Origin of the sequence: Actinomadura sp. WMMA1423, assembly GCF_006547145.1 — a bacterium.
GTDB lineage: Bacteria > Actinomycetota > Actinomycetes > Streptosporangiales > Streptosporangiaceae > Spirillospora.
Genome location: NZ_CP041244.1, coordinates 7,422,937 through 7,439,116 on the forward strand (window position 1 = coordinate 7,422,937; position 16,180 = coordinate 7,439,116).

At 72.8% G+C, this 16,180-nt stretch carries 12 protein-coding genes; 5 read left to right on the forward strand and 7 right to left on the reverse strand.

Going from position 1 to position 16,180, the window contains the following annotated elements:
• Window positions 1-492 precede the first annotated feature (492 nt).
• Together FKD65_RS34485 and FKD65_RS34490 are read right to left on the reverse strand one after the other, a co-directional pair.
• Window positions 493-1,164 carry a class I SAM-dependent methyltransferase gene (locus FKD65_RS34485; protein WP_141582714.1) on the reverse strand — a complete coding sequence of 224 codons (672 nt, stop codon included), beginning with the start codon at window positions 1,162-1,164 and terminating at the stop codon, window positions 493-495.
• A gap of 163 nt (window positions 1,165-1,327) precedes the next feature.
• Complete coding sequence (locus FKD65_RS34490) at window positions 1,328-3,469, reverse strand: prolyl oligopeptidase family protein (RefSeq protein WP_141582716.1); 2,142 nt, start codon at window positions 3,467-3,469, stop codon at window positions 1,328-1,330.
• A 265-nt stretch (window positions 3,470-3,734) separates the two neighbouring features.
• Here FKD65_RS34490 and FKD65_RS34495 point away from each other — a divergent pair, with 265 nt between their 5' ends.
• Window positions 3,735-4,244, forward strand: coding sequence for an HNH endonuclease (locus tag FKD65_RS34495; protein WP_141582719.1), 510 nt, complete (start codon window positions 3,735-3,737; stop codon window positions 4,242-4,244).
• Between the two features lie 31 nt (window positions 4,245-4,275).
• Window positions 4,276-4,494 carry a zinc ribbon domain-containing protein gene (locus FKD65_RS34500; protein WP_089309617.1) on the forward strand — a complete coding sequence of 73 codons (219 nt, stop codon included), beginning with the start codon at window positions 4,276-4,278 and terminating at the stop codon, window positions 4,492-4,494.
• 22 nt (window positions 4,495-4,516) lie between these two features.
• On the opposite strand, the gene FKD65_RS34505 is transcribed toward FKD65_RS34500, so the two are convergent.
• The 3 genes from FKD65_RS34505 to FKD65_RS34515 all read right to left on the reverse strand — a co-directional run bounded on the left by FKD65_RS34505 (window position 4,517) and on the right by FKD65_RS34515 (window position 7,884).
• Window positions 4,517-4,864, reverse strand: coding sequence for a DUF1330 domain-containing protein (locus FKD65_RS34505; protein ID WP_141582722.1), 348 nt, complete (start codon window positions 4,862-4,864; stop codon window positions 4,517-4,519).
• A gap of 98 nt (window positions 4,865-4,962) precedes the next feature.
• The gene (gene ilvD, locus FKD65_RS34510) at window positions 4,963-6,825 is read right to left on the reverse strand and encodes a dihydroxy-acid dehydratase (protein WP_141582725.1); all 1,863 of its coding nucleotides are present in this window, start codon (window positions 6,823-6,825) and stop codon (window positions 4,963-4,965) included.
• A gap of 246 nt (window positions 6,826-7,071) precedes the next feature.
• A complete protein-coding gene (locus FKD65_RS34515) occupies window positions 7,072-7,884 on the reverse strand; it encodes a nuclease-related domain-containing protein (RefSeq protein WP_141582727.1) in 813 nt (270 codons plus the stop codon).
• Window positions 7,885-8,105: 221 nt separating this feature from the next.
• On the opposite strand from FKD65_RS34515, the gene FKD65_RS34520 reads away from it, so the two are divergent.
• Both FKD65_RS34520 and malQ read left to right on the forward strand, forming a co-directional pair.
• Window positions 8,106-9,530 (forward strand): amidase, encoded by a 1,425-nt coding sequence (locus tag FKD65_RS34520; protein ID WP_205718342.1) that lies wholly within the window; start codon window positions 8,106-8,108, stop codon window positions 9,528-9,530.
• Between the two features lie 28 nt (window positions 9,531-9,558).
• Entirely contained in the window at window positions 9,559-11,661 is a 2,103-nt protein-coding gene (gene malQ / locus FKD65_RS34525) for a 4-alpha-glucanotransferase (protein WP_141582729.1), read from the forward strand.
• On the opposite strand, the gene FKD65_RS34530 is transcribed toward malQ, so the two are convergent.
• On the reverse strand, window positions 11,642-12,637 hold the full coding sequence (locus tag FKD65_RS34530) for a hypothetical protein (protein ID WP_141582731.1): 996 nt from the start codon (window positions 12,635-12,637) through the stop codon (window positions 11,642-11,644). The genes malQ and FKD65_RS34530 overlap by 20 nt on opposite strands.
• Window positions 12,638-12,695: 58 nt before the next feature.
• Window positions 12,696-15,230 (reverse strand): aminopeptidase N, encoded by a 2,535-nt coding sequence (pepN, locus tag FKD65_RS34535; RefSeq protein WP_141582733.1) that lies wholly within the window; start codon window positions 15,228-15,230, stop codon window positions 12,696-12,698.
• 165 nt (window positions 15,231-15,395) lie between these two features.
• On the opposite strand from pepN, the gene FKD65_RS34540 reads away from it, so the two are divergent.
• Window positions 15,396-16,010 carry a DsbA family protein gene (locus tag FKD65_RS34540; protein ID WP_141582736.1) on the forward strand — a complete coding sequence of 205 codons (615 nt, stop codon included), beginning with the start codon at window positions 15,396-15,398 and terminating at the stop codon, window positions 16,008-16,010.
• Window positions 16,011-16,180 lie beyond the last annotated feature (170 nt).

Consider the following 16,180-nt stretch of genomic DNA (forward strand, 5'->3'; position numbering starts at 1 on the left):
GCCCGCGGTGCCCGACGATGGAGGGCCGCCAGGCCCAAAGGAGGAGGGCAGTGCCATAAGTACGGCCGTCTCTGTAACCAGGCAACAACCTGAATGGTTGCGATCGCGTCCGAAGGCAGATTCGAGCGAAGCAAGAATCTGATCGCGCAGCGAGCCGCAAGGCGAGCCGGAGCGATGCCAGCGATCGCCCGCAGTGCCCGACGATGGAGGGCCGCCAGGCCCGAAGGAGGAGAGCACTGCCATAAGCACAGCCCACCCCCCTCCTGGAGGCTTCCCAACCCCAGGAGGGGGCGATCGTGGGCACGGTTGGCCGTGCGTGTTCCTTCGGGAGCGTAGCGCGATCTTCGGACGAGTCCTAGCGCCTGGCCGAAGACGCTCGGCCACGCGCGCGAACGCGTGACCTGGCCGGTGCGGCGAAGCCGGAGGCGAGCGGCGCCGGGCAGATCGCGAAGCGATGCCGCGTTCGCCCAGGCACGGTCACGTAGCGAGCCGCTAGGCGAGCGGAGTGGGCCGGGACTGTGTAAACACAGTTCCCCCGACGAGCTGCATGAGCGGGTAGCGGTGCCGGCGGACGGCGGTGTAGCCGCGCTCGGTGAGGGCGCGGGTGATCTCGCCGTCGCCGAAGGCGGTGAAGCCGGTGGCGCGGCGCAGGAGTTCGGCGCCGAGCCGCGGGGTAGTGAGCGGGCGGCGGGAGGTGAGGATGATCAGCTTTCCGCCGGGGGCGAGGATGCGGGTCATCTCGTCCAGCGCCGCCCAGGGGTCGTCGAAGAGGTAGAGGGCGCCGAAGCAGCACACGGCGTCGAACGCGCCGTCGCGGAACGGCAGGTCGACGGCGTCGCCGCGGACGTAGGCCACGGGGTCGTCGGGGGAGGTGTCGGCGACGGCGCGGGCCAGCATGGTCTCGGACGCGTCGAGGCCGACGACCAGGCCGCCCGGTCCGACGCCGGCGGCCAGGGCGCGGGTGACGTTGCCGGGGCCGCAGGCCACGTCCAGCACGGTCGCGGGCGGACGGGCGGCGTAGCCGGGGTGCGATAGACCGAGCCAGTCGCGCGCCATGGCGTGCTCTTCGGCCGTGTCCGGCCCGAACGGCCAGCCTTTCGCGAGGTTGAAGCCGACGGGCCGCCACACCTTCTCGTAGATCCGCGGAAGGAACGTCGACTCCATCACCGTCTGGGCGAGGGAGAGCGAACGCCGCGAGGCGGCCTGAGCAGATCGAGAATTCTCGCCACAACCTCAGCCGCCACAGGACCACGCAACAACCTCAATGGTGCGATCGCGTCCGAAGGCAGATTCGAGCGGAGTAAGAATCTGATCGCGCAGCGAGCCGTCAAGGCGAGTCGGAGCGATGCCAGCGATCGCCCGCAGTGTCCGACGATGGAGGGCCCCCAGGGCCCGAGGGAGGGGGGCACTGCCATAGGCACGCCGCCAGGAAGGTGAGGGTGTCGGCCATGAGGTCGGCGGAGCGGGTCACCGAGCGGGCGGAGTGGCCCACCTCGGCCTCGTCGCGCAGGAGGACCGGGGCGTCCGAGGCGGTCGCGTGCTGGAGGGCGGCGCACATCTTGCGGGCGTGCAGCGGGTCCACGCGGGTGTCGCTGCCGAACGTGGTGAACAGGACGGCCGGGTAGGCGGTGCCGGGGTGGACGTGGTGGTACGGCGAGTAGCCGATGAGCCAGCCGAACTCCTCGGGGTCGTCGGCCGTCCCGTACTCGTCGTTCCAGGTCTGGCCGAGGCCGAACCGCTCGTAGCGGACCATGTCCAGGAGCGGCGCCGAGCACACCACCGCCCGGTACAGGTCGGGGCGCTGGGTCAGGGCCGCGCCGACGAGGAGGCCGCCGTTGGAGCCGCCGGAGATCGCGAGCTGGGACGGCGTGGTGAGCCCGTCGGCGACCAGCTTCTCGGCGGCGGCGTGGAAGTCGTCGAAGACGTTCTGCTTGCGGTCCCGCATCCCGGCGCGGTGCCACTCCTCGCCCTCCTCGGAGCCGCCCCGCAGGTTCGCGACCGCGTAGACGCCGCCCGCCTCGACCCACGCGAGGATGCTCGCCGAGTACGACGGCGTGAGCGAGATGTTGAAACCGCCGTACCCGTAGAGGATCGCGGGGCGCGGCCCGGTCAGGCCCGGGCGGGACGCCACGAGCATCCGCACCTCGGCCCCGTCCCGCGAGGTGTAGGCGACCTGGCGCGTCTCGATCTCGGGGACGTCGACCGTGCCCGGCGCGGACGCCCACAGTGTCGTCTCACCGGTGCGGGCGTCGTAGCGCATGACCGAGGACGGGGTGACGTTGTCGGTGTAGCCGAACCAGGCCTCGTGCCCGCCCTCGGGGCGCTCGATGATGCCGCCGATGGAGCCGAGGCCGGGGGTCGGGACGGTGCCGATCGGCTCCCCGGACGCGAGGTCGTGCACGGTGATCTCGCTGATCGCGTGGCGCGTCCACCCGGCGAGCAGGACCGGGCGGTCGAGGTCGTCGAGGATCGCGAAGTCGGTGAGCACGGCCTCGGGGTCCTGGGGGATCAGGTCCCGCCAGCTCTCGTAGGAGAGGTCGGACGGGTCGGCGACGCACAGCCGGGACCGGGGCGCCTCGCGGTCGGTGAAGACGTAGGCGTGGCCGTCGCGGCCCACGTGGACGCCGGTGGAGGCGTCGACGCCCTTCTGCACGGCCCGCAGCGCGGGCGCCTCGGGGGAGGACGCGGTCAGGTCGGCGATCCACAGGTCGTTGCGCGGTGCCGTGCCCTGCGAGGCGGAGACCGTGAGCCAGCGGCCGTCGCGGCTGACGCCGACCCCGTAGTAGTTGGTCTTGTCCAGGCCCTCGCCGAAGATCAGCACGTCGTCGGAGTCGGGTTCGGTGCCGACCCGGTGCAGGTAGACGCGCCGGTGGTACTGCTCCTCACCCTCCGGGACGTCCCGCGCGGGCAGCCGCCGCGCGTAGTAGTAAGCCTCGCCGCCCGGCAGCCAGGCCACCGAGGAGTAGCGGGCCCGGTCGATCGGCCCCTCGACCCGCTCGCCCGTCGCGGCGTCGATGACGTAGAGCAGCGACTCCTCGTCGCCGCCGGTGGACACCTTGTACGCCAGGAGGCGGCCCTCCTTGTCGGGCTGCCAGCCGTCCAGCGTCGTCGTCCCGTCCGGGTCGAGGGCCATGGGGTCGACGAGGACGCGCTCGGTCCCGTCCGGGTCCGCGGTGTAGAGCACCGGGTGCTCCTGGCCGGCGTCGCGGCGGGTGAAGAAGCGCCGCTCGCCCCGCCACACCGGCGACCCGACGCTCCCCGCGCCGAGCAGCTCGAGGAGCCGCGCCCGCAGCGCCTCCCGGCCCGGCAGCCCGTCCATGGTCTCGTGGAAGAGGCGGTCCTGGGCGGCGCGCCACTCGGCGGTCTCGGCGCTGTCCGCGTCCTCCAGCCAGCGGTAGGGATCGGCGACCCGGTGGCCGTGGATGTCCTCGACGATGTCCTGGCGCTGCGCGGGCGGATACGGCGTCATGGGGGAACTTTATTGGCCGTTGAGCGCTGTCCGTCCCGGTACTCCCTGCGGGTCGGGGGTTCGAGCCGGTGCGCGGCGGGGGATTATTGGGGTAGCGGACGACCTCCCTCAGACGCCACACTGATTCTGGTCGGTTCGCCCCTGGGGAGGTCCTCATGGCGAGTGCGCAGGTGCCGGAAACGATAACCGGGCCTCGGTGGGAGGCGCGCTGCGCCGCGCCCACCGGGGCGATCAAGCAGTGCGGCGGCCCGGCGGAGGGCGTCTGATGCGACAGGTCCTCCTCCTGAACGCGACGTACGAACCCCTCACCACGCTGCCTCTCCGGCGGGCGGTCTGCCTCGTGCTTCGCGAGAAGGCGGAGATCGTCCACCATGACGTCTCGGGCGCGGTGCTCCACTCGGCCGCGATGACGATCGAGGTCCCGTCGGTCATCCGGCTCCGCCGCTACGTCCGCATCCCGTTCCGGACCCGTGTACCGCTCACCCGCGCGGCCCTCATGCGCCGCGACAACTTCCGCTGCGTCTACTGCGGCCGCCGCGCCGAGACGATCGACCACGTCCATCCGCGCAGCCGCGGCGGCAAGCACGTCTGGGAGAACTGCGTGGCCTCCTGCATGACGTGCAACCACAGCAAGGCCGACCGCCTGCTCTCCGAACTGGGCTGGACCCTCAGCGTCACGCCGGCGGTCCCCAGGGGCGCGCACTGGCGGCTCATCGGCCTCGTCCACGACGGCGATCCCCAGTGGGCCGCGTACGTCACCGAGCCCGCCGCCTGACGCGCACACCCCGGAGCCGTATCCTGGGGTCGTGCCTCGTTATGACTACCGCTGCCGCGCGTGCGGATCGACCTTCGAGGTCTCCCGCCCGATGATCAACGCGTCCGACCCGGCCCCGTGCCCGGCCGGCCACGACGACACGGTCAAGCTCCTGTCCACGGTCGCCGTCACCGGCACCTCCCGCGGCGGGGCGCCCCAGCCCCCGCCGAGCGCGGGCGGGGGCTGCTGCGGCGGGGGCTGCTGCTCCTGAGCGGTCGCCCGGCCGTGACCGCTCAGCCGTTCTGGGCGGCCCGCAGCGCCCGGCCGGTCGCCGCGACGTCGTAGTTCGGCGGGACGCCCTCGAGCAGCACGGCCGTGCCCGGAATGTGGTCGGTGCGCATCGGCAGGATCGCCTGGTAGGCGTCCGAGGCGTACCAGCCGCGCGCCTTGTCCATGTCGGGGAACTCGATCAGCACGTACATGCCCTCGAACGGACCCTCGGCCACCTCGGGCTGGGAGCCGTGCACGAGGAACCGGCCGCCGAACGGGTCCATCGTCTCCTGGATGCGCTCCATGTAGACGAAGACGTCGTCGTGCAGCGGCGGCTGGGGGTTCATGTAGGCGAGGGCGTAGGCGGTCATCGCGAGCTCCCTGTCAGCGGTGGGGCCGGGCCGGTCTGCCCGACACCCACCACTTTGCCCCGCTCGGGGAATGGGGGCGATTACCCGCCGGGTAATGCTCAGCCGTTGAGTCGCTCGAGCTGGGAGACGTCGCGCGCGGCGCCGGTGGAGGCGGACGTGGCCATCGCCGCGTAGGCGCGCAGGGCGGCGCTGACCGGGCGGTGGCGGTCGCGGGGCCGGTAGCCGCCGAGGTCGGCGAGCAGCTTCTCGCGGCGGATCTCCAGCTCGTCGGCCGGGACGTCCAGCTCCAGCGTGCGGTTCGGGATGTCGATCACGACGCGGTCGCCGTCCTCGACCAGGGCGATGATGCCGCCGCCCGCCGCCTCGGGGGAGGCGTGCCCGATGGACAGCCCGGACGTGCCGCCGGAGAACCGCCCGTCGGTGATCAGCGCGCACGCCTTGCCGAGCCCGCGGCCCTTGAGGAAGCTCGTCGGGTAGAGCATCTCCTGCATGCCGGGGCCGCCCTTCGGGCCCTCGTAGCGGATCACGACGACGTCGCCGGCCTTGACCTTCCCGCCGAGGATGCCCTCGACGGCCTGGTCCTGCGACTCGAAGACGACGGCGGGGCCGGTGAAGGTCCACAACTCCTCGTCCACCCCGGCGGTCTTGACGATCGCGCCGTCGGGGGCGATGTTGCCGCGCAGGACGGCCAGGCCGCCGTCGGCGGTGTAGGCGTGCTCGGCGGAGCGGATGCAGCCGTTCTCGCGGTCGAGGTCGAGCGACTCCCACCGGGCGCTCTGCGAGAACGCCGAGGTGCTGCGGACGCCGCCGGGCGCCGCGTGGAAGAGGTCGACGGCCTCCGGCAGGACGCTCGGGGAGAGGACGTCCCACTTGGCGACGAACTCCCCGATGGACGCGGAGTGGATCGAGTGCGCCGACGCGTTCAGCAGCCCGGCGCGGTGCAGCTCGCCCAGCAGGGCCGGGATGCCGCCCGCGCGGTGGCAGTCCTCGACGTGGTACTTGCCGGTGGCGGGGGCCAGCTTGCAGACGCACGGGACGCGGCGCGACACCGCGTCGATGTCGGAGAGCCCGAAGTCGACGCCGGCCTCGGTGGCGGCGGCGAGCAGGTGCAGGATCGTGTTGGTCGACCCGCCCATCGCGACGTCGAGGACCATGGCGTTCTCGAACGCCTCGCTGGTGGCGATGCTCAGCGGCAGGACGGAGGAGTCGTCGCCCTCGTAGTACCGCTTGGCGACCTCGACCACGGTGCGCCCGGCGTCCTCGTAGAGGCGGCGGCGGGCGGTGTGGGTGGCGAGGACGGTGCCGTTGCCGGGCAGCGCGAGCCCGATCGCCTCGGTGAGGCAGTTCATCGAGTTGGCGGTGAACATCCCCGAGCAGGACCCGCAGGTCGGGCAGGCGCTCTCCTCCATCTCGAGCAGTTTCTCCTCCGGCAGGGAGGAGTCGGCGGAGGCGATGATCGGGTCGATCAGGTCGAGCTTGTTGCCGCCCATGACGCCCTCGACGGGCTTGCCGGCCTCCATCGGGCCGCCGGAGACGAACACGGTCGGGATGTTGAGGCGCAGCGCGGCCAGCAGCATCCCCGGGGTGATCTTGTCGCAGTTGGAGACGCAGACCAGCGCGTCGGCGCAGTGCGCGTTGACCATGTACTCGATCGCGTCGGCGATCACCTCGCGGGACGGCAGCGAGTACAGCATGCCGTCGTGCCCCATCGCGATGCCGTCGTCGACGGCGATGGTGTTGAACTCGCGGGGCACGCCGCCTGCCTCCCGGACGGCGCCGGCGACGACCTTGCCGACCTCGTCGAGGTGGACGTGGCCCGGCACGAACTGCGTGAAGCTGTTGGCCACCGCGACGATCGGCTTGCCGAAGTCCTCGCGTTCCACGCCGCTGGCCCGCATGAGCGCGCGGGCGCCCGCCATGTTCCTGCCATGGGTGACCGTGCGTGACCTGAGCGGTGGCATCGTGACCTCTCCAAACCTGTGGCGTGCGGGACGACGGGCCGCGCATGGTTCGGCGTGGGCGGGCGGGTCGCCTGGTGGTGGTACGCGCAGCGGCGGATCGCGGCGCTGCCGCCGGCTCAGCGGAGGTCGCGCCCGGGCCGGCCCGTGGTATCCGATGCTACCAACCGCCGGAGGGCGTGAAAAAAGCCGGGACGGCGGTGTCCCGGCTTTGCGGCGGGCGGCCCGGGGAAGGGGCCGCCCTCGGTCTCAGTCGGGGTACTTCGGCGGCAGCGCGTCCTCCGCCGCCTGGAAGATGCGCTGGACGTCGCTCTCGGTGAGGATCTTCGGGCGGCGGCGCAGGTACGAGCGCGCCCGGTTGCCGGCGTAGACGTCCACGTCCCGGACCCGCATGACCTTCCACGGGATGGACGGGCCGTAGATCGCCACGGACGGCTGCACCGGCACGTCGAAGCCGACCTTCTCGGCGAGGATGATGCTCGCCATCTGGGCCTCCCAGCGCGCCTCGTCCAGCCGGTCCTTCTTGTTGAAGGGGCCGTGGAAGAGCTTGAGGTGGGACATGGTGCGCACGGGGAGGCGCTTGTCCCACTTCTCCGAGTCGATGGCGTAGACGCCGCTCGGCCCGATGACCAGGTGGTCGATCCGCCCGTCGCTGACGCCCTCGTCGTCGCGGGGGACGGCCCGTGCGTGCAGCACGAGGTATCCGTTGCGCCGCAGGGACTTCAGCTGCTTCTCGGTGCGGCGTTCCGCCGCCGAGGACTTCTGCCAGGCGGCCACCGTGGAACTCCTGCGGGAGAGCCGCACGTAGTCGCCGATGACGACGAGCACCGCGACGGTCAGCCCGAGCCGCCAGCTGGTCAGGACCGTGACCACGGCGCAGGCGACGACGGCCGCGCCGATCCGGTACGCCCAGCGGCGGATCTTGGGGTCGTCGAGCATCGCCGCGGCCGCGCTCGCCTCCAGCCGCTCCTTCACCGGTGTCCGGTCATCGTGTTCACGCGCCTCCTCGGACTCGGGTCGCGCCCTGGCATTCTGCGTGTTGCCCCGCTCCATGGTCGCCATGGTGACGCTCCGTATTCCTTTCCCATCGGGGGCATGATCCTCCGTGCGCAGAGTAATCATCGGGAGGGTGGGCGACCAGTCATGCCGGGTTAATAGTTTTGTCGCCCCACGTCTGTGATTCTCTTACGTCACGGACGGGTAGGCCAGTACTAATCTCCTTCCGTCGATGCGTCCTGTGTGCCCCCTTTGATGCCCGCGCACACGGCGTCTAGCGTGCCGGTGTGACACAAACCCATGACCTCAGCGCCACCGAGATGGCCGCGGCCGTCCGCACGCGGGCGATATCCCCGGTCGAGCTCGCCGACCATTACCTGGCCCGCATCGAACGGCTGGACGAGCAGGTGGGCGCCTACGTGACGGTCACCGCGGAGCGTGCCCGCGAGGAGGCGCGCCGCGCCGAGAAGGCGGTGCTGGAGGCGGGGGACCCGGCGGAGCTGCCGCCGCTGCTCGGCGTCCCGGTGCCGGTCAAGGACCTGAACATGGTCGACGGCGTGCGGATGACGTTCGGCTCGGCGGTCTACACCGAGCTGACGGGGTTCGCCGACGACCACGTGGCGGCCAAGCTGGCCGCCGCCGGGACGGTGCTCCTCGGCAAGACCTCGACCCCCGAGTTCGGGCTGCCCTGCTACACCGAGGGCGCGGTGACGCCCCCGGCCAGGACGCCGTGGGACCCGTCGCGGTCGGCGGGCGGTTCGAGCGGCGGCGCCGCGGCGGCGGTCGCGTCCGGGCTGGCGCCGGTCGCGCAGGGCAGCGACGGCGGCGGATCGATCCGGATCCCGAGCAGCGTGTGCGGGCTCTTCGGGATCAAGCCGACCCGCGGCCGGATCTCCCAGGGGCCGGTCATCCCCGACCTGTTCGGGCTCTCCACGAACGGGCCGATCGCCCGGACCGTCCGCGACGCCGCCCTCCTGCTCGACGTCATGTCGGGCCCGATGCCGGGCGACCTCTACCGGGCGCCTGAGGCGGACGGGCCGTTCCTCGCCCGCGCGGACCGCGAGCCCGGACGGCTGCGGATCGCGCGCAGCCTCCAGCCGCCGGTGCCGGACGTGGAGGTCCACCCCGACTGCGTCGCCGCCTACGAGGACGCGTCGGCGCTCCTTGAGGAACTGGGCCACGAGGTCGTGGAGCTGCCGCAGGTGCTCGGCTCCGACCTCGTCCCCCACTTCGCGACGCTGTGGGGCGTGATGGCGACGATGACGCCGGTCCCGGAGGGGGGCGAGGACCTGCTCCAGCCGCTGACCCGCTGGCTGCGCGGGTACGGCGAGCAGACGACGGCGCCCCAGCTGTTCCAGGCCCACGCGGCGCTCCAGGGGGCGCTGCGCGCGGCGTTCCCGGTGATGGACGAGTTCGACGCGATCCTGCACCCCACGCTGGCCATGCCGCCCGTGCCGGTCGGGTACTTCCACGACCAGGAGCCGGCGGAGAACTTCCGGCGGCAGACGCACTTCACCCCCTTCTGCGCGATGTACAACATCTCGGGGCAGCCCGCGGTCAACGTCCCGCTGCACTGGAACGGCGACGGCCTGCCCATCGGGATCATGCTCGCCGGGCGGCTCGGCGGGGAGGGCACGCTGATCTCGCTGTCGGCCCAGCTGGAGGAGGCCCGCCCCTGGATCGGCCGCAAGCCGCCCGTCTGGACGGCGTGACGCGCCCCGCAAAGGGCATGGTGCAGGCGTGGGCGACGACGAACTGATCAGACTGGCCGGGCACCACGGTGTCGCGACGCGCTACGAGGACTGGCGGGGGAGGGAGACGGCGGTCTCGCGCGACACGCTCGTCGCCGTCCTCGCGGCCCTAGGGGTGGACGCCTCCACCCCCTCCGCCGTCCGGGCTGAGCTCGACCGCCACCGGGAGCGGGCGCTCGGGCTGCCGCCGACCCTCGTCGTCCGCCGGGCGGGCGGCGGCACGGCCGGCCGGATCCGCGCCGCCCTCGCCGGGTACCTCGGCGGCGGCGCCGAGGTGGAGATCGAGACCGCCGCCGACGAGGTGCTGGCTCCGCCGCGCGCCGAGACGTCCCCCGCCGAGCGCTCCTTCGAGCCGCTGGACGGGCTGGCGGACGTCCCGCCCGGCTGGCGCGGCCTCCGCGTCCGGGAGGGGGCGCGCACGCAGTACACCCGGCTGCTGGTGGCCCCTGACGCGCTGGCGCCGCCGACCCGGATGTGGGGGTTCACGGCGCAGCTGTACTCGGTGCGGTCCGCCGCGTCGTGGGGCCTCGGCGACCTCGGCGACCTGGCCGACCTCGCGCGGTGGAGCGGCCGGGAACTCGGCGCGGGCTTCGTCCTGGTCAACCCGCTGCACGCGACCGAGCCGGTCCCGCCGGTCGGGGCGTCGCCGTACTCGCCGATGAGCCGCCGCTTCCCCTCGCCGATCTACCTGCGGATCGAGGACATGCCCGAGTACGCGGAGCTGCCCGCCGGGGACCGGGAGCGGTTCCAGGCCCTCGCCGCCGGGCTCCGCGGGAAGCAGGGGCTGCTGGACAGGGACGCCGTCTGGGCGGCCAAGCTGGAGGCGCTTGAGGCCATGCACCGCCACCGCCGGTGGCCCGACCCGGAGTTCGAGGAGTTCCGGCGGCGGGAGGGCGCCGCGCTGGAGAGCTTCGCCACGTGGTGCGCCATCAGCGAGGAGCAGGGCGCGACGGACTGGCGGCGCTGGCCGTCCACGCTGGGGGACGCCCGCGCCCACGGCGTGCTGGACGCTCCCCGCTACCGCGAGCGCGCCGACTTCCACGCGTGGCTCCAATGGCGGCTGGACGGGCAGCTCGCGGCGGCGCAGCGCGCGGCCCGCGACGCCGGGATGCCCGTCGGGGTCGTCCACGACCTGGCGGTCGGGGTGCCGCACGGCAGCGCCGACGCCTGGATCTACCGCGACTCCTGCGCGCCCGGGATGAGCGTCGGGGCGCCCCCGGACGAGTTCAACCAGCGCGGCCAGGACTGGGGACAGCAGCCGTGGCGGCCCGGCGCGCTCGCCGACTTCGGCTACCGGCCGTTCCGCGAGATGGCCGCCGCCGCGCTGCGGCACGCCGGCGGGATCCGCCTGGACCACGCCATGCAGGTGTCGCGCCTGTGGTGGGTGCCGGAGGGGGCGTCCGCCGCCGACGGCACCTATGTCCGCTACGACCGGGACGCCCTGCTCGCCTCCCTGGCCTGGGAGGCCGAGCGGTTCGGCGCCGTGGTCGTCGGCGAGGATCTCGGCACCGTCGAGCCGGAGGTCCGCGAGGCGCTGGCCGACAGCGGCGTCCTCGGCACGTCCCTGCTGTGGTTCGAACGGGACGGCGAGGGCCGCCCCAAGCCGCCGGACCGGTGGCGGGAGCTCTCCCTCGCGACCGTCGGCACCCACGACATGCCGCCGATCACCGGGTTCGTCCACGGCGACCACATCGAGCTGCGCGACCGCCTCGGGCTGCTCACCCGTCCCCGCGCCGAGGAGGAGGCGGACCACCGGCGTCAGCTGGGCGACTGGCTCGCCGTGCTGCACGCCGAGAAGCTGCTGTCCGCCCCGCCGGCGGAGGTGGCGCGGGCCCTGGCGGAGGGCTCCGACGCCTACGACGAGGAGATCGTCACCGCCCTCCAGGAGTTCCTGACCCGCACCCCGGCCCGCCTGATCGGCATCTCCCTGGCCGACGCCGTGGGCGAGCGCCGCACCCAGAACCAGCCGGGCACCGTCGACGAGTACCCGAACTGGCGGGTCCCGCTGGGGGACGCGGAGGGCCGTCCCGTCTTCCTGGACGACCTCAAGTCCCGCGACTCGCTCCGGCTCTTCAGGCGAGAGTCGATGTGATGCGCTTGGTGACGTCGTGGAGGAGCGTGTCGGGGCGCAGGTCGGTCGCGGCGACCGCCGAGAAGAGGGCAGGCAGCCCCGGCAGCGGGTAGGAGCCGCCGTCGTCGGCCATCGCGGCCTTGCCCAGCGGGTGGCGGGAGAGGGACTTGCGGGCGCGGGCCCAGGCCGCCTGGACCTCCTCCGGCGAGGGGACCCCGAATCCGTGCCCGACCGGAGCCGCGTGCCTGAGCTTCACCAGCGCGCCGTCGGCGAAGTCGACGGCGAGCCTGCACCGGTCGCCGAGGTCGTTGCGGACGAGGCCGTCCATGCGGGTCATGACCGTGCAGGGCGTGCGGCAGCGGGCGGCGCAGTCGCCGAGCGCGGACGCGACCTGGCTGTGGTGGCGGTCGAGGTAGGCGCGCCAGCCGGGCGGCGGCTCCTTGGCGACCCGCAGGACGCGCTCGCAGGCGGAGCGCTCCGGCCGGGTGTGGTCGCACATGCGGGCCGAGCCCGGCTCGATCGGGACGCCGAAGCGGCTGCCCTCGCCGCCCACGGCGGCCCCGATCAGCGCGGGATCGCCCGCGTGGCCGAGGACGGGCTCCCAGGCCAGCATCGGGAGGTACTCGCCGGCGATGTGGACGGCGGCGACGAGCGCGGCCATGTCGCGGCGGTGCCAGCGGATCGCGATGACCTCGAGCAGGAGGCGGTACGCGGGGCGGAGGCTGGCGAGCGCCCCGCGGGGCCGCTCCCGGGGCGCCTGCGGCATGCGGCTGGCGCGGGCGCGGTCGAGGAGGTCGCGGGGGACCTCGCCGGCCTCCTCCGGCATGCCGAAGTCCTCGGCGTCGAGGTCGAGGACGCGCTGCCCGAACGCGCACAGCGCCGCGACCTGCGCCGAGCGTCCGTCGGCGGCCAGGGTGCCCTCGCCGATCAGCGCCTCCAGGTCGCCGAAGGCATAGCGCCGCGCCAGCGCCGCCAGAACGTCCCGAGCCGTCTCCACCGCGTCCCCTCCCCGTGACCATGCAACGATCGCATGGCCACGGGGCCCGCGGAACAGCTCAGGAGGAGGCGGCGTCCTTCGCGCGGGCGCGCAGGGCGCGCGCGACGCCGTCGCGCCCCTCCGACAGCAGCCGGCGCAGCGCCGCCGGCGGGTCGCTCTCGGCGATGTAGGCGTCGGTGCGGTCGACCGTGGACTGCTCGATCACCAGGAACGGGTAGGCGACCTCGGCGAACGTCTGGGACATGTCGCTCGTCCACTCCTTCCACACGCGCCCGACCTCGGCGAAGTACCTGTCCACGTAGGGGACGAGCAGCGCGGCCTGGTCGGGCTCGACGAAGCCGCCGAGCGTCGCCCGGTAGACGGCGTTCGGCAGGTCGCCCGCGATGATCCGCTCCCACGCGGCCGCCTTCGCCTCGCCGGTCGGGATCGCGGCCCTGCAGGCGGCGGCGTGCCGCTCGCCCGCGGCGGTGCGGTCCCGCTCGTGCTCGGCGTCGATCTCGGCCTCGCCCGCCTTGCCGGTGACGACGAGGCGGCGCAGCAGCGCCCAGCGCAGGTCGGTGTCGACGGTGAGGCCGTCGAGGACCTGCGAGCCGTCCAGCAGGCCCTGGACGAACGCCAGGTGCTCACCGGTGACGGCGGACGCCGCGAACGCCTGCGTGTAGGCGAGCTGGAGGTCCGAGCCGGGCTCGGCCTCGCGGGCCAGCCCCGACAGCGTGTCCGCCATGAGGGCGAGGCCCTCCTCGCGCCACCCCGGGTCCGCGTACTGCTGGACGGCGGTGCGCGCCTGCCGCAGCAGCGTCTGGGTGACCGAGATGTCGGTGACGCCGCGGATCCCCTTCACGACGAGGCGGACGTAGTCGCGCGTCGCCATCTCGGCGTCGCGCGTCATGTCCCACGCCGCCGACCAGCACAGGGCGCGCGCCAGGCTCTCCTTGATCTCGCCGATGTCCTCGATCAGCGTCTTCAGGGAGTGCTCGTCGAGCCGCACCTTCGCGTAGGTGAGGTCGTCGTCGTTGACCAGGACGAGGTCGGGCCGCTTCTTGCCGACGAGCTGCGGGACCTCGGTGCGGGCGCCGACCACGTCCAGCTCGACCCGGTCGCGCCGGACGAGGCCGTCGGAGGTCCTGTCGTACAGGCCGATGGCGAGGCGGTGCGCGCGCAGCGTCGGGTAGTCGGACTTGGCCTCCTGCAGGACGGCGAACGAGGAGAAGTTCCCGTCGGCGTCGACCTCGTACTCCGGCCGCATCGTGTTGACGCCGGCGGTCTCCAGCCATTCCTTGGACCAGGACGCCAGGTCGCGGCCGGACGTCTCCTCCAGCGCCCCCAGCAGGTCGGTGAGGACGGTGTTGCCCCACGCGTGCCGGTCGAAGTAGCGCCGCACGCCCTCCAGGAAGTTGTCGAGGCCGACATAGGCCACGAGCTGCTTCAGCACGGACGCGCCCTTGGCGTAGGTGATCCCGTCGAAGTTCACCTCCACCGCGCGGATGTCGGGGATGTCGGCGGAGATCGGGTGCGTGGACGGCAGCTGGTCCTGCCGGTAGGCCCACGCCTTCTCCAGGTTCGCGAACGTCGTCCACGAGCCCTTCCACTTGGTGGCCTCCGCCTGGCACAGGACGCTCATGTAGGTGGCGAACGACTCGTTCAGCCACAGGTCGTCCCACCACCGCATGGTGACGAGGTCGCCGAACCACATGTGCGCCATCTCGTGCAGGATCGTCTCGGCGCGCCGCTCGTAGGCCGCGTCGGTCACCCGGGACCGGAAGACGTAGTCCTCCAGGAACGTGACGCAGCCCGCGTTCTCCATGGCGCCCGCGTTGAACTCGGGCACGAAGAGCTGGTCGTACTTCGAGAACGGGTACGGGCGGCCGAAGACCTTCTCGAAGTAGCCGAAGCCCTGGCGGGTCACGTCCACGATCGCGCCGGCGTCGAGGTGCTCGGCCAGCGAGGCGCGGCAGTACACGCCGAGCGGGATGACGGTGCCGTCCTCGCGGCGGTACTCGTCCCGGACGACGTGGTACGGCCCGGCGACGAGCGCGGTGATGTAGGTGGAGATCTGCGGGGTCGGGAGGAAGTGCCACGTCCCGCCCTCGGCCGTCTCGGCGGCCTCGTTGGTGACGACCTCCCAGTCCTGCGGCGCCTTCACGGTCAGCTCGAAGGTGGCCTTCAGGTCGGGCTGGTCGAAGCAGGTGAACATGCGGTGCGCGTCGGCCGTCTCGAACTGCGAGTACAGGTACACGCTGTCGTCGACCGGGTCCACGAACCGGTGCAGGCCCTCGCCCGACCGGGAGTACGCGCAGTCGGCCACGACCCGGAGCTCGTTGTCGGCCGCCAGGCCGGGCAGCGGGATGCGGCCCTTCTCGGCGTCGTACGAGCCGGGGTCCAGGGCGTCGCCGTTCAGCGTCACCTCCCGTACGACGGCGCCGTGCAGGTCGATGAAGGTCGACGCGCCGGGCTCGGCGCTCCCGAACCTGACCACGGTGGTGGAACCGAACCGCTCCTCACCCGTCGTGAGGTCCAGGTCGACCGTGTACGACGCGACGCTGAGCAGCCGGGCCCGTTCCCGCGCCTCGTCGCGCGTGAGGTTGCCTGCCACATGAACTCCTTGGTCGGCTTAAAGGCTTGGTGCCCCCATGTCTACCAACCGGCGGACCGATCGGCCCGTCCGCCACGGCCTTCGGCGACCTCGCGCCCTCGGGAATCGGGACGAATACCACTGGGTTGTGCCATGGGAGACATGCACGATTTCTAGGAGGCGACGTTGTCCGAGGACGCTCCGACCCCGGTGGATTTCTGGTTCGACCCCCTTTGCCCCTGGGCGTGGATCACCTCCCGCTGGATCCTGGAGGTGCAGGAGCAGCGGCCGATCGACGTCCGATGGCACGTGATGAGCCTGGCCGTCCTGAACGAGGACAAGGACATCCCCGAGGAGTACCGGCGGGGGCTCGCCGACGCGTGGAAGCCCGTGCGCGTGTGCGTCGCCGCCGAGCAGAAGTACGGCCCCGAGGTGCTCGGCCGCCTCTACACCGAGTTGGGGACCCGCAGGCACCACGAGCGCCAGAAGTTCGACCGCGCGTTCTTCGAGGCCTCGCTGACCGCGGCCGGGCTCGACCCGGACCTCGCGGACGCCGCCGAGTCCACGGAGTACGACGAGGCCGTGCGCGCGTCCCACAAGGACGGGATCGACCGCGTCGGCCAGGAGGTCGGCACGCCGGTGATCGAGGTCGAGGGCCACGCCTTCTTCGGCCCGGTGGTCACGCCCATCCCGCGCGGCGAGGCCGCCGTCAAGCTCTTCGACGGCGTCCTGGCGGTCGCGGGCACCCCCGGTTTCTTCGAGCTGAAGCGCACGAGGACCGAGGACCCCAGCTTCGACTGAACGCGGACCGGGCACCGGCCGCGGCCGCCCCGCGCGGCCGTCTCCGCCCTTCCGTCCGCGCGTGCGGGCGGAGGGGCGGTCGTGCGGGGCCGCGCCCCTCCGTTCGGCATGCTTCCCAGCGAGCCACACATGGCTTGCTATTGCGACGATGTTGCAACTACTAGGCGACT